At 66.2% G+C, this 23515-nt stretch carries 23 protein-coding genes and 1 tRNA gene; all 24 read left to right on the forward strand.

What is annotated here, in order from left to right; genetic code table 11:
- Nucleotides 1-142: 142 nt before the first annotated feature.
- The 24 genes from ACFHYQ_RS20560 to rpsC all read left to right on the forward strand — a co-directional run bounded on the left by ACFHYQ_RS20560 (nucleotide 143) and on the right by rpsC (nucleotide 23514).
- Nucleotides 143-215: transfer RNA gene (locus ACFHYQ_RS20560), tRNA-Trp, on the forward strand.
- Nucleotides 216-292: 77 nt separating this feature from the next.
- Nucleotides 293-553, forward strand: coding sequence for a preprotein translocase subunit SecE (gene secE / locus ACFHYQ_RS20565; RefSeq protein WP_204014473.1), 261 nt, complete (start codon nucleotides 293-295; stop codon nucleotides 551-553).
- A gap of 61 nt (nucleotides 554-614) precedes the next feature.
- Nucleotides 615-1379, forward strand: coding sequence for a transcription termination/antitermination protein NusG (nusG, locus tag ACFHYQ_RS20570; RefSeq protein ID WP_394302774.1), 765 nt, complete (start codon nucleotides 615-617; stop codon nucleotides 1377-1379).
- A gap of 79 nt (nucleotides 1380-1458) precedes the next feature.
- A complete protein-coding gene (gene rplK, locus ACFHYQ_RS20575; RefSeq protein ID WP_394302775.1) occupies nucleotides 1459-1890 on the forward strand; it encodes a 50S ribosomal protein L11 in 432 nt (143 codons plus the stop codon).
- Nucleotides 1891-1967: 77 nt separating this feature from the next.
- The gene (rplA, locus tag ACFHYQ_RS20580; RefSeq protein ID WP_394302776.1) at nucleotides 1968-2681 is read left to right on the forward strand and encodes a 50S ribosomal protein L1; all 714 of its coding nucleotides are present in this window, start codon (nucleotides 1968-1970) and stop codon (nucleotides 2679-2681) included.
- Nucleotides 2682-2920: 239 nt separating this feature from the next.
- Nucleotides 2921-3751: an SCO4651 family lipoprotein gene (locus ACFHYQ_RS20585; RefSeq protein WP_394302777.1), complete on the forward strand. Its 831-nt coding sequence runs from the start codon at nucleotides 2921-2923 to the stop codon at nucleotides 3749-3751.
- A gap of 221 nt (nucleotides 3752-3972) precedes the next feature.
- Nucleotides 3973-4497, forward strand: coding sequence for a 50S ribosomal protein L10 (rplJ, locus tag ACFHYQ_RS20590; protein ID WP_394302778.1), 525 nt, complete (start codon nucleotides 3973-3975; stop codon nucleotides 4495-4497).
- A gap of 80 nt (nucleotides 4498-4577) precedes the next feature.
- On the forward strand, nucleotides 4578-4970 hold the full coding sequence (gene rplL / locus ACFHYQ_RS20595; protein ID WP_394302779.1) for a 50S ribosomal protein L7/L12: 393 nt from the start codon (nucleotides 4578-4580) through the stop codon (nucleotides 4968-4970).
- A 210-nt stretch (nucleotides 4971-5180) separates the two neighbouring features.
- Nucleotides 5181-5666, forward strand: a complete 486-nt coding sequence (locus tag ACFHYQ_RS20600) for an Rv1363c family protein (protein ID WP_394302780.1) — start codon at nucleotides 5181-5183, stop codon at nucleotides 5664-5666.
- 30 nt (nucleotides 5667-5696) lie between these two features.
- Entirely contained in the window at nucleotides 5697-6221 is a 525-nt protein-coding gene (locus ACFHYQ_RS20605; protein ID WP_394302781.1) for an Rv1363c family protein, read from the forward strand.
- A gap of 430 nt (nucleotides 6222-6651) precedes the next feature.
- Entirely contained in the window at nucleotides 6652-10116 is a 3465-nt protein-coding gene (gene rpoB / locus ACFHYQ_RS20610) for a DNA-directed RNA polymerase subunit beta (RefSeq protein ID WP_394302782.1), read from the forward strand.
- A 23-nt stretch (nucleotides 10117-10139) separates the two neighbouring features.
- On the forward strand, nucleotides 10140-14015 hold the full coding sequence (locus ACFHYQ_RS20615; protein WP_394302783.1) for a DNA-directed RNA polymerase subunit beta': 3876 nt from the start codon (nucleotides 10140-10142) through the stop codon (nucleotides 14013-14015).
- A gap of 521 nt (nucleotides 14016-14536) precedes the next feature.
- Complete coding sequence (gene rpsL / locus ACFHYQ_RS20620; protein ID WP_055482768.1) at nucleotides 14537-14911, forward strand: 30S ribosomal protein S12; 375 nt, start codon at nucleotides 14537-14539, stop codon at nucleotides 14909-14911.
- A gap of 1 nt (nucleotide 14912) precedes the next feature.
- The gene (gene rpsG / locus ACFHYQ_RS20625; RefSeq protein ID WP_394302784.1) at nucleotides 14913-15383 is read left to right on the forward strand and encodes a 30S ribosomal protein S7; all 471 of its coding nucleotides are present in this window, start codon (nucleotides 14913-14915) and stop codon (nucleotides 15381-15383) included.
- An 84-nt stretch (nucleotides 15384-15467) separates the two neighbouring features.
- Nucleotides 15468-17516, forward strand: a complete 2049-nt coding sequence (gene fusA, locus ACFHYQ_RS20630) for an elongation factor G (protein ID WP_394303018.1) — start codon at nucleotides 15468-15470, stop codon at nucleotides 17514-17516.
- 117 nt (nucleotides 17517-17633) lie between these two features.
- The gene (gene tuf / locus ACFHYQ_RS20635; protein ID WP_394302785.1) at nucleotides 17634-18827 is read left to right on the forward strand and encodes an elongation factor Tu; all 1194 of its coding nucleotides are present in this window, start codon (nucleotides 17634-17636) and stop codon (nucleotides 18825-18827) included.
- A gap of 284 nt (nucleotides 18828-19111) precedes the next feature.
- Nucleotides 19112-19420 (forward strand): 30S ribosomal protein S10, encoded by a 309-nt coding sequence (gene rpsJ, locus ACFHYQ_RS20640; RefSeq protein WP_012887830.1) that lies wholly within the window; start codon nucleotides 19112-19114, stop codon nucleotides 19418-19420.
- Between the two features lie 13 nt (nucleotides 19421-19433).
- Complete coding sequence (gene rplC / locus ACFHYQ_RS20645; RefSeq protein WP_394302786.1) at nucleotides 19434-20090, forward strand: 50S ribosomal protein L3; 657 nt, start codon at nucleotides 19434-19436, stop codon at nucleotides 20088-20090.
- Nucleotides 20087-20734, forward strand: coding sequence for a 50S ribosomal protein L4 (gene rplD, locus ACFHYQ_RS20650; protein ID WP_394302787.1), 648 nt, complete (start codon nucleotides 20087-20089; stop codon nucleotides 20732-20734). The genes rplC and rplD overlap by 4 nt, the downstream gene beginning before the upstream one ends.
- A complete protein-coding gene (gene rplW / locus ACFHYQ_RS20655) occupies nucleotides 20734-21036 on the forward strand; it encodes a 50S ribosomal protein L23 (RefSeq protein ID WP_394302788.1) in 303 nt (100 codons plus the stop codon). The genes rplD and rplW overlap by 1 nt, the downstream gene beginning before the upstream one ends.
- Before the next feature lie 90 nt (nucleotides 21037-21126).
- The gene (gene rplB, locus ACFHYQ_RS20660; protein WP_394302789.1) at nucleotides 21127-21963 is read left to right on the forward strand and encodes a 50S ribosomal protein L2; all 837 of its coding nucleotides are present in this window, start codon (nucleotides 21127-21129) and stop codon (nucleotides 21961-21963) included.
- Nucleotides 21964-21974: 11 nt separating this feature from the next.
- Nucleotides 21975-22253 (forward strand): 30S ribosomal protein S19, encoded by a 279-nt coding sequence (gene rpsS, locus ACFHYQ_RS20665; protein ID WP_204014529.1) that lies wholly within the window; start codon nucleotides 21975-21977, stop codon nucleotides 22251-22253.
- Between the two features lie 32 nt (nucleotides 22254-22285).
- The gene (rplV, locus tag ACFHYQ_RS20670) at nucleotides 22286-22639 is read left to right on the forward strand and encodes a 50S ribosomal protein L22 (RefSeq protein WP_204014538.1); all 354 of its coding nucleotides are present in this window, start codon (nucleotides 22286-22288) and stop codon (nucleotides 22637-22639) included.
- Nucleotides 22639-23514: a 30S ribosomal protein S3 gene (rpsC, locus tag ACFHYQ_RS20675; RefSeq protein ID WP_394302790.1), complete on the forward strand. Its 876-nt coding sequence runs from the start codon at nucleotides 22639-22641 to the stop codon at nucleotides 23512-23514. The genes rplV and rpsC overlap by 1 nt, the downstream gene beginning before the upstream one ends.
- The last annotated feature ends 1 nt before the right edge of the window (nucleotide 23515 follow it).

Raw genomic sequence — 23515 nt, forward strand, 5'->3', positions numbered from 1 at the left:
GCTGTGAGCTGGGACGCGGTCGGCGTGGACAACGTCGGTTCGACGTAGCCGCGATTCCCCCGTACACTTCACCGTCTAGTGGGCCACGCGGGGAACGTGCGGACGCATCAGGGCGTTTCTCGGGTATCGTGGTGCACGGCCTAGGGCACTGGCGCAATTGGTAGCGCTCCGGTCTCCAAAACCGGCGGTTGGGGGTTCGAGTCCCTCGTGCCCTGCGGAGTGCGGTCCGCGCAACAATGGCGTGAAAAGCGCGCCGCAAGCTGCGACGGACACGACGGATCAGGTGAGGACTGTGGCGATCGACACCCGCGGCGAGACCGCTGGAAAGCCAGGCAAGTCGACCGGTGAGAAGAAGACCAAGCGCACCTCTCCCGCCCTCTTCTATCGGCAGGTCGCCGCTGAGCTGCGCAAAGTCATCTGGCCACGGCGAAACGAGCTGGTCTCGTACACGGCTGTGGTCCTGGTCTTTGTGCTGATCATGGTTGGCCTTGTGTTCGGGTTCGACACCCTGCTGGGTAAGGCTGTGCTCTGGCTCTTCGGCAGCGGATCCTGATCCGGATTCGATCCGAGACGTCCCAGCACGTCAAGTCACCGAACGAAGAAGGAAGAGTCTCGTGTCCGAGTCCCCGATGCCGGCCGACCACTCCCGCGACGAGTGGGAGACCGAGCAGGACGAGGCCGTAGCGGAGGTCGGCGACACCGCGGCCGTCGACTCAGACGCTGCCGGCGACGACGCCGACTCGACCTCGGCCGCGCCGGAAGTCGACGAGGACGGCGACGTCGTCCCGGACGTCGACCCGGTTGAAGAGTTCAAGCGTCAGCTTCGCGGGCAGATCGGCGAGTGGTATGTGATCCACTCCTACGCCGGCTACGAGAACCGTGTGAAGCAGAACATCGAGAGCCGGATCGGCAACCTCAACATGGAGGAGTTCATCTTCCAGGTCGAGGTGCCGACTCACACGATCACCGAGTTCAAGGGCGGCAAGAAGACTCCGATCAAGGAGCGGGTGCTTCCCGGTTACGTGCTGGTCCGCATGGAACTGAGCGACGAGTCCTGGGCCGCTGTACGAAACACGCCCGGTGTGACCGGTTTCGTCGGCCTCTCGAACAAGCCGAGCCCGCTGAACCTCGACGAGGTCGCCAAGCTGCTCGCACCGGAGCCCTCCGAGGAAGTCAAGAAGACGACGACCAAGACGGTCACCGCGACCGTCGACTTCGAGGTCGGCGAGTCGGTCACCGTGATGGACGGGCCGTTCGCCACGCTCCCGGCCACCGTCAGCGAGATCAGCGCCGAGTCGCAGAAGCTCAAGGTGCTGGTGTCGATCTTCGGGCGGGAGACGCCGGTGGAGCTGTCGTTCAACCAGGTCTCGAAGATCTGACCGTCTGACTTAGACTCGATAGTCGTCCTCGCGCGCATGCGCGAGGATTTTGTAGGACCAAGGACCCGGAGAAGGACAAATGCCTCCTAAGAAGAAAGTCGCGGCGCTGGTGAAGGTCCAGCTTCCCGCTGGACAGGCCACGCCCGCGCCGCCGGTCGGTACCGCGCTCGGTCCGCACGGTGTCAACATCATGGATTTCGTCAAGCAGTACAACGCTGCCACGGAATCTCAGCGGGGCAACATCATCCCCGTCGAAATCACCATCTTCGAAGACCGCACCTTCACCTTCATCACGAAGACGCCCCCGGCGCCTGAGCTGATCAAGAAGGCGGCCGGCCTGCAGAAGGGCAGCCCGAGCCCGCACAAGGAGAAGGTGGGCAAGCTGACCCGCGAGCAGCTCCGCCAGATCGCCGAGACGAAGATGCGGGACCTCAACGCCAACGACGTCGAGGCCGCTGAGAAGATCATCGCCGGCACCGCCCGTTCCATGGGCGTCACGATCGCCGACTAGTCCTCGCGAGCCAAGCAACCGAGCACTGTGGCAGGGCCTGCGCCGGCCCGGACCACGAACTCCACAAGGAGCATCAAGTGAAGCGCAGCAAGAGCTGGAAGAACGCGGCCGCCCAGGTCGACCGCGAGAACCTGTACAGCCCGCTGGAGGGCGCCCGGCTGGCCAAGCAGACGGCCACCACCAAGTTCGACGCAACCGTCGAGGTCGCCCTGCGCCTGGGCGTCGACCCGCGCAAGGCGGACCAGATGGTCCGCGGCACCGTCAACCTCCCGCACGGCACCGGTAAGACCGCCCGGGTCCTGGTCTTCGCGACCGGTGCCCGTGCCGAGGAGGCCCGCGCCGCCGGCGCTGACATCGTGGGTGCGGACGAGCTCATCGACGAGGTGTCCAAGGGCCGCCTCGACTTCGACGCTGTCGTGGCGACCCCGGACCTGATGGGCAAGGTCGGCCGCCTGGGCCGCGTGCTCGGTCCGCGTGGTCTCATGCCCAACCCGAAGACCGGTACGGTCACGCCCGACGTGGCCAAGGCCGTCACCGACATCAAGGGCGGCAAGATCGAGTTCCGTGTCGACCGGCACGCGAACCTGCACTTCATCATCGGCAAGGCGTCCTTCAGTGAGCGTCAGCTCGTGGAGAACTACGCCGCCGCCCTTGACGAGGTGCTGCGTCTCAAGCCGTCGGCCGCCAAGGGCCGCTACCTCAAGAAGGTCAGCTTCAGCACGTCCATGGGTCCGGGCATCCTGGTCGACCCGAACGTGACGCGAGGACTGACCGCCGAGATCGAGGCCTGATCGTCTGATCGAAAATCGGAAGAACCCCTGCCCATCGCCGGGCGGGGGTTCTTTCGTGCATTCAGGTTTTCTTGTTTCCACCGAACAGCGTGATTCGCGCGAGACCGGCTGTGCCGTACGGGCGGAGAAGAGTGCAGCGGCTGTACACACTTCATGGGAATTTCCGCGGTTCGCCGCGTTCGGCTCCTTCGCCCAATAGGGTCAAGGGTAAGTAAACGGGGAACAGAAGGGATGCAACGATGCGCCGACTTCTGGTGGCCGCTGGTGCGGCGGCCGTGATCACGATCGCGGGATGTGGCTCGACCACGACGCCGACGCTGGAGAACGCCAAGCTTTCGGCCGCCGCGGTGCTCACGCAGAGCGCGAAGAAGGCCGATGAGGTCACTTCCTACTCTGCCGACCTCGTCATGGACATCACGGCGGGTGCGCAGGGTAAGGGCAACATTCAGGGGACGATGCTCTACCAGAAGACCCCTGAGCTGGCCACGGACACGACCCTCGACAAGGTCTCGTTCGCCGGCCAGGACCTGCCCGGGGGCATGCGGGTGATCCTCCTGGGCGATGTGATGTACATGAAGATGGACATGCTGAAGGCCCTCACGGGCTCTACCAAGCCGTGGGTCAAGGTGGACCTCAAACAAATCGGCTCCTCCGCGGGAGTCAACGTCGACCAGCTCCTCGGACAGTCCAAGCAGATGGACCTCAAGACCAGCGTCACGATGCTCACGGCGTCCAAGGACGTCAAGGAGGTCGGCGCGGAGCAGGTCGGGGGCGTCGACACCACGCACTACGCGGGAACGTTCCCGATCGACGAGGCGATCAAGCAGCTTCCGGCGGAGGCTCAGAAGAACATGAAGGGCCAGCTCCCGGCGGAGGCGAAGGACATGAAGTTCGACGCCTGGATCGACGGCGACGGGCTGCCCCGCAAGGTGCAGCTCAGCGGGGAGCAGAAGGAGGGCGCGTTCGCCGCCACCATGCTCTTCAAGGCATTCAACGAACCCGTCGAGATCAAGGCGCCGCCGGCCGACCAGGTGGGCGATCTTCCGCAGAACCTCCCGATGGGCGGCTGATTTGGCGTCCTGGGGATTGACACGTATTCTGGCTTCTGCCGAAGACCGCCGGTCGTCGCCGGGCTCACAGCCTGGCTGCCGAAGGATCCACTCAGTGGGTGGCCCGCGTAGGTGTATGTAGAAGCTTGGGACGTGTCACGTCAGTCCAAGCCCCGTGCGCCTGCGCCGGGGCTTGTCCGCTTTTGTGGGCCTTCGCCGGTGGCACATCTGGAAGGAGGCCCATGGCGAAGGCAGACAAGAGCGGTGCGATCGCCGAACTCAAGAGCGAGTTCGAGAGCTCCAGCGCCGCCGTTCTGACCGAGTACCGTGGTCTCACCGTCGCCCAGCTCAAGGAGCTGCGCGTTTCGCTCGGTGGGAATGCGAAGTTCGCCGTGGCGAAGAACACGCTCACCAAGATCGCGGCGAATCACGCCGGGATCAGCGTCCTGGACGACCTGTTCCAGGGGCCGACCGCCATCGCCTTCGTGAAGGGCGACGTGGTCGAGGCGGCCAAGGGTCTGCGTGATTTCGCCAAGGCCAACCCCCTCCTGGTGATCAAGGGGGGTGTCGTCGACGGCAAGTCGATGACCCCGACCGAAATCACGAAGCTTGCCGACCTCGAGTCCCGTGAGGTGCTCCTCGCGAAGCTGGCCGGTGCGCTGAAGGCCAAGCAGTCCCAGGCTGCCGCCACCTTCGCCGCGCTGCCCACCAACATGGCTCGACTGGCCGAGGCTCTGCGCGCCAAGCGCGAAGAGGCCGGCGAGTAAGGTCCGCGCAGGCGGCGGGGGAAGCGCGCACCGCGGTCCCTTTTCACGTTTTTCGCTAGATCCACGAGAGGAACACCATCATGGCGAAGCTCAGCACCGACGAGCTGCTCGAGTCCTTCAAGGAGATGACCCTCCTTGAGCTGTCGGAGTTCGTTAAGGTCTTCGAGGAGACCTTCGACGTCAAGGCCGCTGCCCCCGTCGCCGTTGCCGCGGCCGGCCCGGCCGGCCCCGCCGCCGCCGCTGAGGAGGCCGAGGAGCAGGACGAGTTCGAGGTCGTCCTCGAGGCCGCCGGCGACAAGAAGATCCAGGTCATCAAGGAGATCCGCGCTCTGACGAGCCTGGGCCTCAAGGAGGCCAAGGACCTGGTCGACGGTGCTCCGAAGCCGGTCTTCGACGGCAAGGTCAACAAGGAGCAGGCCGAGAAGGCGAAGGCGGCCCTCGAGGGCGCCGGCGCGACGGTCACCGTCAAGTAACGCTCTTCCGAAAGGGGCGGGTCCATCCAGGTGCCGGATGGTCCGCCCCTTTCGCATGTTCGCAGTCCGTGTGGCCGCGCGGCGTGGAAGTCGTACGACGATCGCCGAACCGGTGGGCAGATCGCGCAAGCTGATCTATGTTCGGAACTACCGCTCCTGGCGCGGTCGGCAGGGGAGCAGCGGGACCATCGGGAGCAGGGGGTGGCGGGCATGCGGCGGCGAGTTCCGTTCATCGGGCTCGTCGTCCTCGTGGCGGTCCTGTCGGGAACGGCCTTCCAGGTCAGGGCGAGCCGGGGCGCGGCGTGGGACGCGGTCGAGGCTCGACAGGAGGCGGTGCGTGCGGCGGCGGCTCATGCGATGAGCCTGTTGTCCCTGAACCACCGGACCATCGATGAGGACATGAAGCGGGTTCTTGTCACATCCACGGGCCGGGAGCACGAGCGGTACGCCGACGGCCGGGCTGCGTTACGGGCCGCCACCCTGAAGAACAAAGTCGTGCAGACGGGGGTGCTACGGGCATCCGCCCTGGAGTCTGCCCAAGCGGGAAAGGCGCAGGTCCTGATCGTCGCCGACGCGGTGATCCATTGGGAGGACGGCAAGAAATCTGCGCCTGAGGAGCGGTTCTTCCGTTGGCGCATGACGGTCACCGGGGTCTCCGGCCGGTGGCTGGTCTCCGACTCGGAACTGGTGCAGTGAGACGGAGACACGGGTGAGCCGGAGGTACGGGTGAGCCGGAGGCGCGGGCGGAGCAGGGTGCTGCCCGCCCTGCTGGCGCTCGTGGCCGTCGGGTTGGCCGCCGCGGCCCTGTGGATGTTCCTCGACCTGCGCCGCCTACAGGGGAGTGACGCGTCGGCCGCGTCGGCCCGCACGGCTGCCCGGTTATATGCCGCTGAGATGTTGTCGTACGACTATCGTACGATTGATCGGGATTTGGCCAGGGCGAGCGGTCATGCCACCGGAAGCCTCGTGGCTCACTTCCGTGAACTCGCCGGGACGCTGGGGCCACAGGCCCGGCAGCGGAAGACGGTTCAGCAGGCAGTGGTGGTGGCGGCGGGAGTGGAGTCGGCGACCCCGGACGAGGTCCACGTGCTGGTGTTCGTGAACATGGTCACGACCAGTACGCCACCGGGGAAGGAGAGCCCCCGGCAGGAGATCAGCCAGGGTAGGGCCCGGCTTGTCCTGGTTACGCAGGGCGACGGCTGGCGGGTCGCTCGGCTGTCCACCCTGCTGGGCGACGCTCCCGTTCGGTAGTTCGCGTTATTTAATTGTTAGCAAAGGCCGTGTTTAGGACGCGGATACGGGTGGGATACCTACGGCACGGCAGCGTCGACCCACGGTCAGCGTTGGACCCTTCGCGTGACAGAGCGTTACCCGGACGGGCTCTCGGGTAGGGACTGGAACCCTGGCGTTCGCGAGTCCCGTGAAGGGAAACACCCAGCGTGGCGGCTGTGAGTTAGGCGAAATGTCGGCTCTTGGGGTTGACGTATCGCCGCTGACGGGTGATGCTGCCAGCAACGTGGAGCGTAGAGCGAAAGCGGAGTGGACAGGTGTATGCCTATCGGCTACACTGCCCCTTTGCGCTGCCCTTTGACGACCGCTTCGCTGAGTGACTCCGAAACTCCTTGATTCTGGTCGTCTGGCGTGCGTGTAGTCAGTCCGCGAGCCCTCGGAAGGACATCTGTTGGCAGCCTCGCGCAACGCCTCCGCCGTACCCGTCGGTCCCCGTACCGTGTCGTTCGCACGTATCGAGGAGCCGCTCGAAGTTCCCGACCTTCTCGCCCTGCAGACCGAGTCTTTCGACTGGTTGGTCGGCAATGAGAAATGGAAGGCCCGGGTCGAGGCAGCTCGCCAGGCCGGGCGCAAGGACGTTCCCGCCCAATCAGGTCTCGAAGAGATCTTCGAGGAGATCAGTCCCATCGAGGACTTCTCCGGAAACATGTCCTTGTCGTTCCGCGACCATCGGTTCGAGCCGCCCAAGCACTCCGTGGACGAGTGCAAAGACAAGGACATGACCTACTCCGCCTCGCTCTTCGTGACGGCGGAGTTCATCAATAACGAGACCGGTGAGATCAAGAGCCAGACGGTGTTCATGGGCGATTTCCCGCTCATGACCTCCAAGGGCACATTCATCATCAACGGCACCGAGCGTGTCGTGGTCTCCCAGCTTGTGCGTTCGCCGGGGGTCTATTTCGACCGCACGATCGACAAGACCTCTGACAAGGACCTGTTCGGCTGCAAGGTGATCCCGTCTCGGGGCGCGTGGCTCGAGTTCGAGATCGACAAGCGCGACAGCGTCGGCGTGCGCATCGACCGCAAGCGTAAGCAGCCCGTCACGGTGCTGCTCAAGGCACTCGGCTGGACGAACGACCGGATTCTGGAGCGTTTCGGTCAGTACGAGTCGATGCGGGCAACGCTGGAGAAGGACCACACGTCCGGTGAAGAGGACGCGCTGCTCGACATCTACCGCAAACTGCGTCCGGGTGAGCCGCCGACCAAGGAGTCCGCGCAGACCCTGCTGCAGAACCTCTACTTCAACCCCAAGCGCTACGACCTGGCGAAGGTCGGCCGCTACAAGCTCAACAAGAAGCTCGGGGTCGACTCGGAGATCACGCAGGGCACGCTGACCGAGGACGACGTCGTCGCCACCATCGAATACCTCGTACGGCTGCACGCGGGCGAGGAGACGATGGGCGAGAACGGCTCGGTCATCGTCGAGACCGACGACATCGACCACTTCGGCAACCGGCGGCTGCGCACGGTCGGCGAGCTCATCCAGAACCAGGTCCGCCTGGGCCTGGCCCGCATGGAGCGCGTCGTCCGTGAGCGAATGACCACCCAGGACGTCGAAGCGATCACTCCGCAGACGCTGATCAACGTCCGCCCGGTCACCGCGTCGATCAGGGAGTTCTTCGGAACGTCGCAGTTGTCGCAGTTCATGGACCAGACGAACCCGCTGGCCGGTCTGACGCACAAGCGGCGTCTTTCCGCCCTCGGTCCGGGTGGTCTGTCCCGGGAGCGCGCCGGCTTCGAGGTCCGCGACGTGCACCCGTCGCACTACGGCCGCATGTGCCCCATCGAGACGCCGGAAGGCCCGAACATCGGTCTGATCGGTTCGCTGTCGTCCTTCGGCCGGGTCAACTCCTTCGGCTTCGTGGAGACTCCGTACCGCCGGGTCGTCGACGGCCGGGTGACCGATGAGATCGACTACCTGACCGCCGATGTGGAGGACAGGCACGTGGTGGCCCAGGCCAACACGGTCCTGAACGCCGACGGCGGCTTCGCCGAGTCCCGGGTGCTGGCCCGCCGCAAGGGCGGCGAGTTCGAGGCGGTGCACCCCTCCGAGGTGGACTACATGGACGTCTCGCCGCGCCAGATGGTGTCGGTCGCGACCGCCATGATCCCGTTCCTCGAGCACGACGACGCCAACCGCGCGCTCATGGGCTCGAACATGCAGCGTCAGTCGGTGCCCCTGCTCAAGAGCGAGGCTCCGCTGGTCGGCACCGGCATGGAGTACCGCGCGGCCACCGACGCCGGTGATGTCATCGCCGCCGAGAAGGCGGGCGTGGTGGAGGAGGTCTCGGCCGACTACGTCACGGTCATGAACGACGACGGCACACGCATCACCTACCGTGTCGCCAAGTTCAAGCGCTCGAACCAGGGCACCTGCTTCAACCAGAAGCCGATCGTCGCCGAGGGCGACCGGGTCGAGGTCGGCCAGGTCGTCGCCGACGGCCCGTGCACCGAGAACGGCGAGATGGCGCTCGGCAAGAACCTGCTCGTGGCGTTCATGCCGTGGGAGGGCCACAACTACGAGGACGCGATCATCCTGTCCCAGCGCCTGGTGCAGGACGACGTCCTCTCCTCGATCCACATCGAGGAGCACGAGGTCGACGCCCGTGACACCAAGCTGGGCCCGGAGGAGATCACGCGGGACATCCCGAACGTCTCCGAGGAGGTCCTGTCCGACCTCGACGAGCGCGGCATCATCCGCATCGGCGCCGAGGTCGTGACCGGTGACATCCTGGTCGGCAAGGTCACTCCCAAGGGTGAGACCGAGTTGACCCCGGAGGAGCGGCTGCTGCGGGCGATCTTCGGTGAGAAGGCGCGTGAGGTCCGAGACACCTCGCTCAAGGTGCCGCACGGCGAGTCCGGCAAGGTCATCGGCGTCCGCGTGTTCAGCCGCGAGGAGGGCGACGAACTGCCCCCGGGCGTGAACGAGCTGGTCCGCGTCTACGTGGCGCAGAAGCGCAAGATCACCGACGGTGACAAGCTCGCCGGCCGCCACGGCAACAAGGGCGTCATCTCCAAGATCCTCCCTGTGGAGGACATGCCGTTCCTCGAGGACGGCACGCCGGTCGACATCGTGCTCAACCCGCTCGGCGTTCCCGGGCGAATGAACGTGGGCCAGGTGCTGGAGACACACCTGGGCTGGATCGCAGCCCGGGGATGGGACGTCACCGGCATCGAGGAGGCCTGGGCCGAGCGCCTTCGCGAGAAGGACCTGGCCACGGTCGAGCCGAACACCAAGGTGGCGACCCCGGTGTTCGACGGCGCGCACGAGCAGGAGATCGTCGGTCTCCTGGAGAACACGATGGTCAACCGGGACGGTCAGCGTCTGGTCGGCGCCAACGGCAAGGCACGGCTGTACGACGGCCGCTCCGGCGAGCCGTTCCCGCATCCGATCTCGGTGGGCTACATCTACATCCTGAAGCTGCTCCACCTGGTCGACGACAAGATCCACGCCAGGTCGACCGGTCCGTACTCCATGATCACCCAGCAGCCGCTCGGCGGTAAGGCCCAGTTCGGTGGCCAGCGCTTCGGTGAGATGGAGGTGTGGGCCCTCGAGGCCTACGGCGCGGCGTACGCCCTTCAGGAACTGCTCACGATCAAGTCCGACGACGTGCTGGGCCGCGTGAAGGTCTACGAGGCCATCGTCAAGGGCGAGAACATCCCCGAGGCGGGCATTCCCGAGTCCTTCAAGGTCCTTATCAAGGAGATGCAGTCACTCTGTCTGAATGTCGAGGTCCTCTCCAGCGACGGTATGTCGATCGAGATGAGGGACACGGACGAGGACGTCTTCCGTGCCGCGGAGGAGCTCGGCATCGACCTGTCCCGGCGCGAGCCGAGCAGCGTCGAAGAGGTCTGATCTAAAAGCGAGGGGACATCAACGTGCTGGACGTCAACTTCTTCGACGAGCTGCGCATCGGTCTGGCGACCGCCGACGATATCCGCCAGTGGTCGCACGGCGAGGTGAAGAAGCCGGAGACCATTAACTACCGGACTCTCAAGCCGGAGAAGGACGGGCTCTTCTGCGAGAAGATCTTCGGTCCGACCCGGGACTGGGAGTGCTACTGCGGTAAGTACAAGCGGGTCCGCTTCAAGGGCATCATCTGTGAGCGCTGTGGCGTCGAGGTCACCCGTGCCAAGGTGCGCCGCGAGCGGATGGGCCACATCGAGCTGGCCGCTCCCGTCACTCACATCTGGTACTTCAAGGGCGTTCCTTCGCGCCTGGGTTACCTGCTCGACCTGGCCCCGAAGGACCTGGAGAAGGTCATCTACTTCGCGGCCTACATGATCACGCATGTCGACACCGAGATGCGTGAGCGCGACCTGCCGTCGCTGGAGGCCAAGATCTCTGTCGAACGGCAGCACATCGAGCAGCGCCGCGACGCCGATATCGAGGCCAGGCAGAAGAAACTCGAGGCCGACCTGGCCGAGCTGGAGGCCGCGGGCGCCAAGGGCGACGCGCGCCGCAAGGTGCGGGAGGGCGCCGACCGCGAGATGCGGCAGCTCCGCGACCGGGCACAGCGTGAGCTGGACCGGCTGGAGGAGGTCTGGAGCCGGTTCAAGAACCTCAAGGTCCAGGACCTCGAGGGCGACGAGCTGCTCTACCGCGAGATGCGCGACCGTTTCGGCCGCTACTTCCGCGGTGGCATGGGCGCTCAGGCGATCCAGGAGCGGCTGGGCAGCTTCGACCTGGAGGCCGAGGCGGAGAACCTGCGCGAGACCATCCGCAGCGGCAAGGGCCAGAAGAAGGCCCGCGCGCTCAAGCGGCTCAAGGTCGTGGCGGCGTTCCTCAACACGCGGAACTCGCCCAGCGGCATGGTGCTGGACTGCATCCCGGTCATCCCGCCGGACCTGCGCCCGATGGTGCAGCTCGACGGTGGCCGGTTCGCGACCTCCGACCTGAACGACCTTTACCGCCGCGTCATCAACCGGAACAACCGGCTCAAGCGTCTGCTGGACCTCGGCGCGCCCGAGATCATCGTGAACAACGAGAAGCGGATGCTGCAGGAGGCCGTCGACGCGCTGTTCGACAACGGCCGCCGTGGCCGTCCGGTGACAGGCCCCGGCAACCGTCCCCTGAAGTCTCTCAGTGACATGCTGAAGGGGAAGCAGGGCCGGTTCCGTCAGAACCTGCTGGGCAAGCGAGTCGACTACTCCGGCCGTTCGGTCATCGTCGTCGGCCCGCAGCTGAAGCTGCACCAGTGCGGCCTGCCCAAGCAGATGGCGCTGGAGCTGTTCAAGCCGTTCGTGATGAAGCGCCTGGTGGACCTGAACCACGCGCAGAACATCAAGTCGGCCAAGCGCATGGTCGAGCGGGCCCGCCCGGTCGTGTGGGACGTGCTGGAAGAGGTCATCACCGAGCACCCGGTGCTGCTCAACCGCGCGCCCACGCTGCACCGCCTGGGCATCCAGGCGTTCGAGCCGCAGCTCGTCGAGGGCAAGGCCATCCAGATCCACCCGCTGGTCTGCACCGCGTTCAACGCGGACTTCGACGGCGACCAGATGGCGGTGCACCTGCCGCTGTCCGCCGAGGCCCAGGCCGAGGCTCGCATCCTGATGCTGTCCACCAACAACATCCTCAAGCCGGCGGACGGCAAGCCGGTGACGATGCCCACCCAGGACATGGTCATCGGGCTGTACTGGCTGACCACCGAGAAGGAGGACGCCCAGGGGGCCGGCCGGGTGTTCACCACGGTGGCCGAGGCGCTCATGGCATTCGACCGCCGGGAGCTGGACGTCCAGGCCAAGATCCAGATCCGGATGAAGGACGTTCCGCCCCCGCGGGGCTGGGAGGCGCCCGAGGGCTGGGAGAACGGCCAGGCGTTCCGGCTGGAGACCACGCTGGGCCGGTGTCTGTTCAACCAGACGCTGCCGGACAACTACCCCTTCGTGAACTACCAGGTCGGCAAGAAGCAGCTCTCCGGCATCGTCAACGAGTTGGCCGAGCGGTACCGGAAGGTCGAGGTCGCCAACGCGCTGGACGCACTCAAGGACACCGGGTTCTACTGGGCGACCCGCGCCGGTGTCACGATCTCGATCGAGGACGTCGTGGCGCCGCCCAACAAGGCGGAGATCATGGATTCGTACGAGAGGCGGGCCGACAAGGTCCAGCGCGAGTACGACCGTGGTCTGATCACCGACGAGGAGCGCCGTCAGGAGCTCATCGAGATCTGGACCCACGCGACGGCGGACGTCGAGACCGACATGGTCAACGCGTTCCCGGACACCAACCCGGTCTGGATGATGGTCAACTCCGGTGCCCGCGGTAACAAGATGCAGGTACGGCAGATCGCCGGCATCCGCGGCCTGGTGTCCAACACCAAGGGTGAGACGATCCCGCGGCCGATCAAGTCCTCCTTCCGCGAGGGCCTGTCGGTGCTGGAGTACTTCATCTCCACCCACGGCCAGCGGAAGGGTCTGGCGGACACCGCGCTGCGGACCGCGGACTCCGGTTACCTGACCCGTCGTCTGGTCGACGTCGCCCAGGACGTCATCGTCCGGGAGATCGACTGCGGCACCGACCGGGCCGTCCCGCTGCGCGTGGGCGAGCGAGACTTCCAGGGCAGCCTGGTCAAGGCCGAGAACGCCGAGAGCAACGTGCATGGCCGGATCCTGGCCGAGGACGTCGAGGCGGACGGCAAGCTCGTCGCCTCGAGGGGCACCGACATCAACGACTCCGTGGTCACCGCGCTCGTCGCGGCCGGCGTCGAGCAGGTCAGGACCCGTAGCACCCTCGTGTGCGAGGCCAAGATCGGTGTCTGCGCTTTGTGCTATGGCCGTTCGCTGGCCACCGGCAAGCTCGTCGACGTCGGCGAGGCCGTCGGCATCATCGCGGCCCAGTCGATCGGTGAGCCGGGCACGCAGCTGACCATGCGTACCTTCCACACCGGTGGTGTGGCCGGTGCGGACATCACCCACGGTCTGCCGCGAGTCCAGGAGCTGTTCGAGGCGCGCATCCCCAAGGGTGTCGCCCCGATCAGCGAGGTCGCCGGCCGGGTGCGGATCGACGAGACCGACAAGACGCGCAAGCTGGTCGTCACTCCGGACGACGGCTCCGACGAGATCGCCTACCCGGTCTCGATGCGGTCCCGGCTGCTCGTCTCCGAGGGGCAGCACGTCGAGGTCGGCCAGTTGCTCGTCGCGGGTGCCCGCAACCCGAACGAGGTCCTGCGCATCCTCGGTCCGCGTGCCGTCCAACTCCACCTGGTCGACGAGGTCCAGCAGGTCTACCGCTCGCAGGGTGTGTCGATCCACGACAAGCACATCGAGGTCATCGTCCGGCAGATGCTCAAGCGGGTCAACGTGCTCGAGTCGGGCGACACCGAACTGCTGCCCGGCGAACTGGTCGAGCGGCCGCGCTTCGAGGCCATGAACCGCCAGACCGTGGCGGAGGGAGGCCAGCCCGCCGCCGGTCGTCCGGTGCTCATGGGGATCACGAAGGCGTCGCTGGCCACCGAGTCGTGGCTGTCGGCGGCGTCGTTCCAGGAGACGACACGGGTGCTCACCGACGCGGCGATCCACGCCAAGTCGGACTCGCTGCTCGGCCTCAAGGAGAACGTCATCATCGGAAAGCTCATCCCGGCCGGTACGGGCATGCCGCAGTACCGCAACATCCGGGTGGAGCCGACCGAGGAGGCGAAGGCGGCGATGTACACCGTGGGTGGCTACGACGGCTCCGCGGCGGACTACACGTTCGGCGCCGGCAGCGGCGAGGCCGTCCCGCTGGAGGAGTACGACTTCGGCCAGTACGGCCGCTAGGGAGACGACCCAGGTCGATAGGAAGTCAACAGGAAAACGCCCGGAGTGGTTCGCCACTCCGGGCGTTTTCCGTTTCCCGGCACAGTGACCCCGCTCATGCCGGTAGACTCAACGAGGGCCTTGTGTGGTCTGCGTGGAAGCAGGCCGCCGGAACAGGGAACGTGGACAGCGTCGATCCAGGCACGTTCGTTTTGACGAGCGGCGTCGGCCTGGGTAGTGTTGTCCTTCGTGCCCACGGTTTGTGGGCTCACATGCGTGTGCTCGAGAGCTCGCTCCTCGCATGGGAGACGGGTGTAGGCGCCGCGTGATTCCTCCAGATCGACCGGGTCTGCCCGGGTGTGGTGCGGCAAGCCTGCGACACGCCCGAGCGCGTGGGTCGGAGGGCGAGGAAGACCAGCAGGTCATGACACCGGCAGTACCTGCGAAAAGCACAGTCGGACGAAGAAACTGGGCCGAGCGTGGCCAAGGGATCTCGATCCGGCAACGACGTAGCACCGGCCAAGGCGCGAAATGGAGACGTAGTGCCTACTATCCAGCAGTTGGTCCGTAAGGGCCGGCAGGACAAGGTAACGAAGACGAAGACACCGGCGCTGAAGGGAAGCCCGCAGCTCCGGGGCCACTGCGTGCGCGTTTACACTACGACTCCCAAGAAGCCCAACTCGGCCCTGCGCAAGGTGGCGCGTGTCCGCCTCACCAGCGGCATCGAGGTCACCGCCTACATCCCGGGCGTTGGGCACAACCTTCAGGAGCACTCCATCGTGCTCGTGCGTGGCGGTCGTGTGAAGGACTTGCCGGGCGTTCGTTACAAGATCGTCCGTGGGGCGCTCGACGCTCAGGGTGTTCGCAACCGCAAGCAGGCCCGCAGCCGTTACGGCGCGAAGAAGGAGAAGAGCTGACATGCCGCGCAAGGGTTCCCCTGGCCGCCGCCAGTTGGTCGCCGACCCGGTGCACAACTCGCCGCTGGTGACCGCGCTGATCAACAAGGTTCTCCTGGACGGCAAGCGTTCGATCGCCCAGTCGATCGTCTACGGGGCCCTCGAGGGCTGCCGGGAGAAGACGGGCAACGACCCGGTCGTCACGCTCAAGCGGGCTCTGGACAACGTCAAGCCCACCCTCGAGGTCCGCAGCCGCCGTGTCGGTGGCGCGACCTACCAGGTGCCGGTCGAGGTGCGCGCGTCGCGCAGCACCACCTTGGCCCTGCGGTGGATCGTCCAGTACGCGCGGGCACGCCGCGAGAAGACCATGACCGAGCGCCTCATGAACGAGCTGCTCGACGCGAGCAACGGCCTCGGCGCCAGCGTGAAGCGGCGCGAGGACACGCACAAGATGGCCGAGTCCAACAAGGCTTTCGCCCACTACCGCTGGTAGTAGGCACCTACGACGAGTTAGGACGCGAGAGAAGTGGCCACCACGACCGCTCTTGAACTGGCCAGGGTCCGCAACATTGGGATCATGGCCCACATCGACGCGGGCAAGACCACGACGACTGAGCGCATCCTGTTCTACACCGGCATCAACTACAAGATCGGTGAAACCCATGAGGGCGCTGCCACCATGGACTGGATGGAGCAGGAGCAGGAGCGCGGCATCACGATCACGTCTGCCGCGACCACCTGTAGCTGGCTTGATCACACGATCAACATCATCGACACTCCCGGTCACGTGGACTTCACCGTTGAGGTGGAGCGTTCGCTCCGCGTTCTCGACGGCGCCGTCGCGGTGTTCGACGCGGTCGCCGGCGTCGAGCCGCAGTCGGAGACGGTCTGGCGCCAGGCCGACCGGTACGGGGTGCCCCGCATCTGCTTCGTGAACAAGATGGACCGTGTCGGCGCGGAGTTCCACCGCTGCGTCGACATGATCGTGTCCCGTCTGGGCGCGACGCCGCTGGTCGTCCAGCTTCCCTGGGGTGTCGAGGCCGAATTCAAGGGCGTCATCGATCTGGTGACGATGAAGGGCCTGATCTGGAGCGCCGAGGCTGCCAAGGGCGAGATGTACGACACCGTCGACATCCCCGCCGACCACGCCGAGGCGGCCCGCGAGTGGCGCGACAAGCTGATCGAGACCGTCGCCGAGAACGACGACGAGTTGATGGAGCTCTTCCTCGAGGGCGTCGAGCCCAGCGAGGAGCAGTTGGTCGCGGCCATTCGCCGGGCCACCATCAAGGGCGCGGTCAACCCGGTCATGTGCGGCACGGCGTTCAAGAACAAGGGCGTGCAGCCCCTGCTCGACGCGATCGTGGCCTACCTGCCGGCGCCGACCGACATCCCCGCCATCGACGGGCACGCCCCGGGCAACGAGGAGAAGGTCGTCGAGCGGCACGCCGACCCGGCCGAGCCGTTCTCCGCGCTCGCCTTCAAGATCATGAGTGACCCGCACCTGGGCAAGCTCACCTACATCCGTATCTACTCGGGCAAGCTCGAGGCCGGCACCGGGGTCATCAACTCGACCAAGGGCAAGAAGGAGCGGATCGGCAAGATCTACCAGATGCACGCGAACAAGCGCGAGGAGCGCGCGTCCGCGTACGCCGGTCAGATCGTCGCCGTCATGGGTCTGAAGGACACCACCACCGGTGACACGCTCAGTGACCCGGCGAACCCGGTGATCCTGGAGTCGATGAACTTCCCCGCTCCGGTCATCAACGTGGCCATCGAGCCCAAGACCAAGGGCGACCAGGAGAAGCTGGGCACCGCGATCCAGCGCCTGGCCGAGGAGGACCCGTCCTTCCAGGTCCGCCGCGACGAGGAGACCGGGCAGACGGTCATCTGGGGTATGGGCGAGCTCCACCTGGAGATCCTTGTCGACCGGATGCGCCGCGAGTTCAAGGTCGAGGCCAACGTCGGTCGCCCGCAGGTCGCCTACCGCGAGACCATCCGCCGGAAGGTGGAGAAGGTCGAGTACACGCACAAGAAGCAGACCGGCGGTTCCGGTCAGTTCGGTCGCGTGATCATCGCCGTTGAGCCCCTCGGCGAAGGCAACGACGGGTACGAGTTCCAGAACAAGGTCACCGGTGGCCGCATCCCGCGGGAGTACATCCCGTCGGTCGACGCGGGCTGTCAGGAGGCCGCCGAGTTCGGTGTGCTCGCCGGCTACCCGATGGTGGGGGTCAAGGTCACCCTCCTGGACGGCGCATACCACGAGGTCGACTCGTCGGAAATGGCTTTCAAGATCGCCGGTTCGATGGCCTTCAAGGAGGCCGCTCGTAAGGCGGACGCGGTTCTCCTCGAGCCGATGATGGCCGTTGAGGTCACCACGCCCGAGGACTACATGGGTGACGTCATCGGTGACCTGAACGGTCGCCGCGGACAGATCCAGGCGATGGAAGACCGGACCGGGGCCAAGGTCATCCAGGCCCTCGTCCCGCTGTCAGAGATGTTCGGCTACGTCGGGGACCTGCGCAGCAGGACCCAGGGCCGGGCGGTCTACAGCATGCAGTTCGACTCCTATGCGGAGGTGCCCCCGGGCATCGCCAAGGAGATCGTCGCGAAGGCTCGGGGCGAATAGGTTCCGCTCAGGACGACAGTCCCGCACGTACGGCGGAGCACTCACGCGAGTGCCCCGCCGTACAGAGCCTGAGTTAGTAGACGCAAGTCAAGTCAGAATCTCTAAGGAGACAGACCAGTGGCCAAGGCCAAGTTCGAGCGGAACAAGCCGCACGTGAACATCGGCACCATTGGGCACATCGACCACGGCAAGACCACTCTGACCGCGGCGATCACCAAGGTGCTTCACGACCGCCTCCCGCAGCTCAACGAGGCGACCCCGTTCGACAAGATCGACAAGGCGCCCGAGGAGAAGGCTCGCGGCATCACCATCTCGATCTCCCACGTCGAGTACCAGACCGAGAAGCGCCACTACGCCCACGTGGACTGCCCCGGTCACGCCGACTACGTGAAGAACATGATCACCGGCGCCGCCCAGATGGACGGTGCGATCCTGGTGGTCGCGGCCACCGACGGCCCGATGCCGCAGACGAAGGAGCACGTCCTCCTGGCCCGCCAGGTCGGCGTTCCCTACATCGTCGTCGCGCTGAACAAGTCCGACATGGTGGACGACGAGGAGATTCTGGAGCTCGTCGAGCTCGAGGTCCGCGAGCTGCTGTCGGCTCAGGAGTTCCCCGGCGACGACGTGCCGGTCATCCGCGTCTCGGCGCTGAAGGCGCTCGAGGGCGACGAGAAGTGGGGCGACGCGATCATCGAGCTGATGAACGCGGTCGACGACAACGTCCCCGAGCCGGTCCGTGACACCGACAAGCCGTTCCTGATGCCGATCGAGGACGTCTTCTCGATCACCGGTCGCGGCACGGTCGTCACCGGCCGTATCGAGCGCGGCATCGTCAAGGTCAACGAGGTCGTCGACATCATCGGCATCAAGGAGAAGGGCACCACGACGACCGTCACCGGCGTCGAGATGTTCCGCAAGCTCCTCGACGAGGGCCAGGCCGGTGACAACGTCGGTCTGCTCCTGCGCGGCATCAAGCGCGAGGACGTCGAGCGCGGTCAGTGTGTCATCAAGCCGGGCACGACGACCCCGCACACCGAGTTCGAGGCGCAGGTCTACATCCTGAACAAGGACGAGGGCGGCCGCCACACGCCGTTCTTCAACAACTACCGTCCTCAGTTCTACTTCCGTACGACTGACGTGACCGGCGTGGTGAACCTCCCCGAGGGCACCGAGATGGTCATGCCGGGCGACAACACTGAGATGCGCGTCGAGCTCATCCAGCCGATCGCCATGGAAGAGGGCCTGAAGTTCGCGATCCGCGAGGGTGGCCGCACCGTCGGCGCCGGTCGCGTGACGAAGATCATCAAGTAACCTTGACGATCACCAGGTAGGACCGTTGCCGGGCGGCGGTCGGGTCCGTCCAGGTAGTGTCAGACGGCACTGCCGAGGGGCCTGACCGCCGCACCGCGAAGGGGCCGCCAGCCGGCCCCGCCCACGGCGACGACACCGTGATCTCGCAGTCGTCTCGGCCGGAACGGCCGAGGGTACTGCCAGATCACGGTTCGGCTGGGTGGGATGACCTGCGGCATAGGGTGGAATGCCCTATCGGCCGCGTGAAGCTTTATACGACGACAGCGAAGGACACCGAGGCCATCATGGCGGGACAGAAGATCCGCATCCGGCTCAAGGCGTATGACCACGAGGTCATCGACAGCTCGGCCAAGAAGATCGTCGAGACGGTGACGCGGACCGGCGCCAAGGTCGCTGGCCCGGTGCCGCTTCCGACCGAGAAGAACGTGTACTGCGTCATCCGGTCGCCGCACAAGTACAAGGACAGCCGCGAGCACTTTGAGATGCGCACCCACAAGCGGCTGATTGACATCATCGACCCCACGCCGAAGACGGTCGACTCGCTCATGCGCCTCGATCTGCCCGCCGGCGTCGACATCTCGATCAAGCTCTAAGGAACGCACTGACATGGCTAAGCAGATCAAGGGCGTCCTGGGCAAGAAGCTCGGCATGACCCAGGTCTTCGACGAGGCGAACCGGGTGGTCCCGGTGACCGTTGTCGAGGCCGGTCCGTGCGTGGTGACCCGGGTTCGCACCCCTGAGAAGGACGGCTACTCGGCGATTCAGCTCGGGTACGGCCAGATCGACCCGCGTAAGGTCAACAAGCCGCTGGGCGACTACCTGCGCAAGCACGACATCACGCCCCGCCGCTACTTCGTCGAGGTTCGGACCGACGATGCCTCCGAGTACACGCTCGGGCAGGAGATCCTCGCCGACACCTTCGAGGCCGGGCAGTACGTGGATGCCACCGGCAAGAGCAAGGGCAAGGGCTTCGCGGGTGTCATGAAGCGCCACAACTTCGGTGGTCTGAGCGCTTCGCACGGCACCCAGCGCAAGCACCGCTCGCCGGGCTCCATCGGCGGCTGCGCCACCCCGGGCCGTGTCTTCAAGGGCCTGCGCATGGCCGGCCGGATGGGCAACGTCCGCACCACCATTCAAAGCCTCAAGGTCCACGCCGTGGACGCCGAGAAGAACCTCATCCTGATCAAGGGTGCGATTCCCGGTCCCAACGGCAGCCTCGTTCTCATCCGCACCGCCGCCAAGAAGGGGGTTGCCGCCAAGTGAACAGCATCGACGTCCTCGACGCGACCGGTGCCAAGACGGACACCGTGGACCTGCCCGCGGAGATCTTCGGCGCCAAGGTCAACGTGCCGCTGATCCACCAGGTCGTGGTCGCGCAGCTCGCGGCGGCCCGGCAGGGCACCCACTCCACCAAGACCCGCGGCGAGGTCCGCGGCGGCGGCAAGAAGCCGTACCGCCAGAAGGGCACCGGCCGCGCCCGCCAGGGCTCGACCCGCGCACCGCAGTTCGCCGGCGGTGGCACCGTGCATGGTCCCAAGCCCCGCTCGTACGACCAGCGGACGCCCAAGAAGATGAAGGCGGCCGCGCTGCGCGGCGCCCTGTCCGACCGGGCCGGCTTCGGTCGCATCCACGTGGTGACCGGCTTCAACACCGGTGAGACGCCCAAGACCAAGGTGGCCCTGGAGGCGCTGCGCAAGGTCACCCAGGCCCGCCGGGTGCTGGTGGTCCTGGACGCGAACGACGAGGTCACCTGGTTGAGCCTGCGCAACGTGCCCGAGGTTCACCTCCTGGACTCGGGTCAGCTCAACACCTACGACGTGATGTGCAGCGACGATGTGGTCTTCACCCGCGAGGCGTACGACCAGGTCGTGGCCCGGCTGGCGAACAGCGGGAAGGAAGAGGCCTGATGGAGAAGATCACCGACCCGCGCGACATCATCGTCAAGCCGATCGTCTCGGAGAAGAGCTACGGCCTGATCGATGAGCACAACCAGTACACGTTCCTGGTGCGCAAGGACGCGAACAAGACCCAGGTGAAGATTGCCATTGAGCAGATCTTCGGGGTCAAGGTGACCGGCGTGAACACGATCAACCGGCAGGGTAAGCGCAAGCGGACCCGCCAGGGTTACGGGCAGCGTCCGGGCACCAAGCGCGCGATCGTGAGCCTGGCCGAGGGTGAGCGGATCGACATTTTCGGTCAGATCGGCTAACGCGGCGGGATCATCACCATGTCAGCGCCGGGGGGACCGCCGTGAGGCGGACCCCGACCGGTAGGAACCGACAAAGGATGAACGAAAGAGATGGGCATCCGTAAATACAAGCCGACGACCCCGGGTCGTCGCGGCGCGAGCGTCTCGGACTTCTCCGAGCTCACGCGCAGCACACCGGAGAAGTCGCTGCTTGCTCCCCTGCACAACAAGGGCGGTCGTAACGTCCACGGCCGGGTTACCGCCCGGCACCAGGGAGGCGGGCACAAGCGCGCCTACCGGATCATCGACTTCCGCCGCCACGACAAGGACGGGATCCCGGCCAAGGTCGCGCACATCGAGTACGACCCGAACCGGACCTCCCGGATCGCGCTGCTCCACTACGCCGACGGCGAGAAGCGGTACATCATCGCCCCCGTCGGTCTGAAGCAGGGGGACCACGTCGAGAACGGTCCCGGCGCCGACATCAAGCCGGGCAACTGCCTGCCGCTCCGCAACATCCCGACCGGTACCTTCATCCACGCGGTGGAGCTCCGTCCGGGCGGTGGCGCCAAGCTGGGCCGCAGCGCCGGTGCGCAGATCCAGCTCCTCGCCAAGGAGGGCAGCTACGCCACGCTGCGTATGCCGTCCGGTGAGATGCGCCAGGTCGACGTGCGTTGCCGGGCCTCCGTGGGCCAGGTCGGCAACACCGAGCAGGGCAACATCAGCATCGGCAAGGCCGGCCGCAACCGGTGGAAGGGCAAGCGCCCCACGGTCCGCGGTGTCGCCATGAACCCGGTCGACCACCCGCACGGTGGTGGTGAGGGCAAGACCTCCGGTGGTCGCCACCCGGTGAACCCGAAGGGTAAGCCCGAGGGCCGCACCCGTCAGCCGAACAAGGCGAGCGACCGGCTGATCATCCGTCGTCGGAGCAAGAGGAAGAAGCGGTAGGAGCAGCCGACATGCCACGTAGCCTCAAGAAGGGTCCCTTCGTGGACGACCACCTGATGAAGAAGGTGGACGCCCAGAACGAGAAGGGCACCAAGACCGTCATCAAGACGTGGTCGCGGCGCTCCATGATCGTGCCGGACATGATCGGTCACACGATCGCCGTGCACGACGGCCGCAAGCACGTCCCGGTCTTCGTCTCCGAGTCGATGATCGGTCACAAGCTCGGAGAGTTCGCCCCGACGCGGACGTTCCGCAGCCACGTCAAGGAAGACCGCCGCAGCCGGCGGTAAGCGCCTTCAAGTAAGCATCAGAGGAGACAGCGATGGAAGCCAGGGCACAGGCGCGGTACGCGCGCCACACGCCCCGGAAGGCCCGCCGCGTGGTGGACCTCATTCGCGGGCTGCCCGCTTCGGAGGCGCAGGCCGTGCTGCGGTTCGCTCCCCAGGCGGCGAGCGAGACGGTTTACAAGGTGCTCTCGAGCGCGATCGCGAACGCCGAGCACAACTTCAAGCTCGACCGGGACACACTGGTCGTGAGCCGCGCGTGGGTCGACGAGGGACCGACGCTGAAGCGGTTCCGCCCGCGCGCCCAGGGTCGTGCCTATCGGATCAACAAGCGGACCAGCCACATCACCGTGATCGTGGAGTCCCGCGAGCCGAAGGGGAGGACCCGCTAGTGGGCCAGAAGGTTAACCCGCACGGGTTCCGCCTTGGTATCACGACCGACTTCAAGAGCCGGTGGTACGCCGACAAGCTGTACAAGTCGTACGTCGCCGAGGACGTGGCGATCCGCCGCATGCTGCAGAAGGGCATGGAGCGGGCCGGCATCTCCAAGGTCGAGATCGAGCGCACCACCGACCGCGTTCAGGTCGACATCCACACCGCCCGGCCGGGCATCGTCATCGGCCGCCGCGGCGCGGAGGCCGACCGCATCCGCGGCGACCTGGAGAAGCTGACCAAGAAGCAGGTCCAGCTCAACATCCTCGAGGTGAAGAACCCCGAGATCGACGCGCAGCTCGTCGCGCAGGGCGTGGCCGAGCAGCTGTCCAGCCGCGTCTCGTTCCGCAGGGCGATGCGCAAGGCCATGCAGTCCGCGATGAAGAGCGGGGCCAAGGGCATCCGGGTCCAGTGCTCGGGCCGTCTGGGTGGCGCCGAGATGTCGCGCTCGGAGTTCTACCGCGAGGGCCGGGTGCCGCTGCACACGCTGCGCGCGGACATCGACTTCGGCTTCTACGAGGCCCGCACGACCTTCGGCCGCATCGGCGTGAAGGTGTGGATCTACAAGGGCGAGGCCCCGACGAGCCGCGCCGAGCGTGAGGCGGCGGCTGCCGCCGCGGGCGCGCGGGCGGGTCAGCGCCGCGAGGAGCGGCGTGGCGAGCGTCCGCGTCGCGGCGGTGGCGGTGGCGAGCGTCCGCGTCGGGGCGGCGCAGGCCGCGGGGACCGTGCCGGCCGGGGCGAGGGCCCCAGGACCGACGCAAGCAGGAGCGAGGCGGCTTCGCAGGCCGCCCCCGAGACCGGCCCGGCGCAGCAGCCGGGTGCTGAAGGGAGCTGAC

The organism is Sphaerimonospora cavernae (assembly GCF_042435035.1).
GTDB classification, from domain to species: Bacteria; Actinomycetota; Actinomycetes; order Streptosporangiales; family Streptosporangiaceae; genus Sphaerimonospora; species Sphaerimonospora cavernae.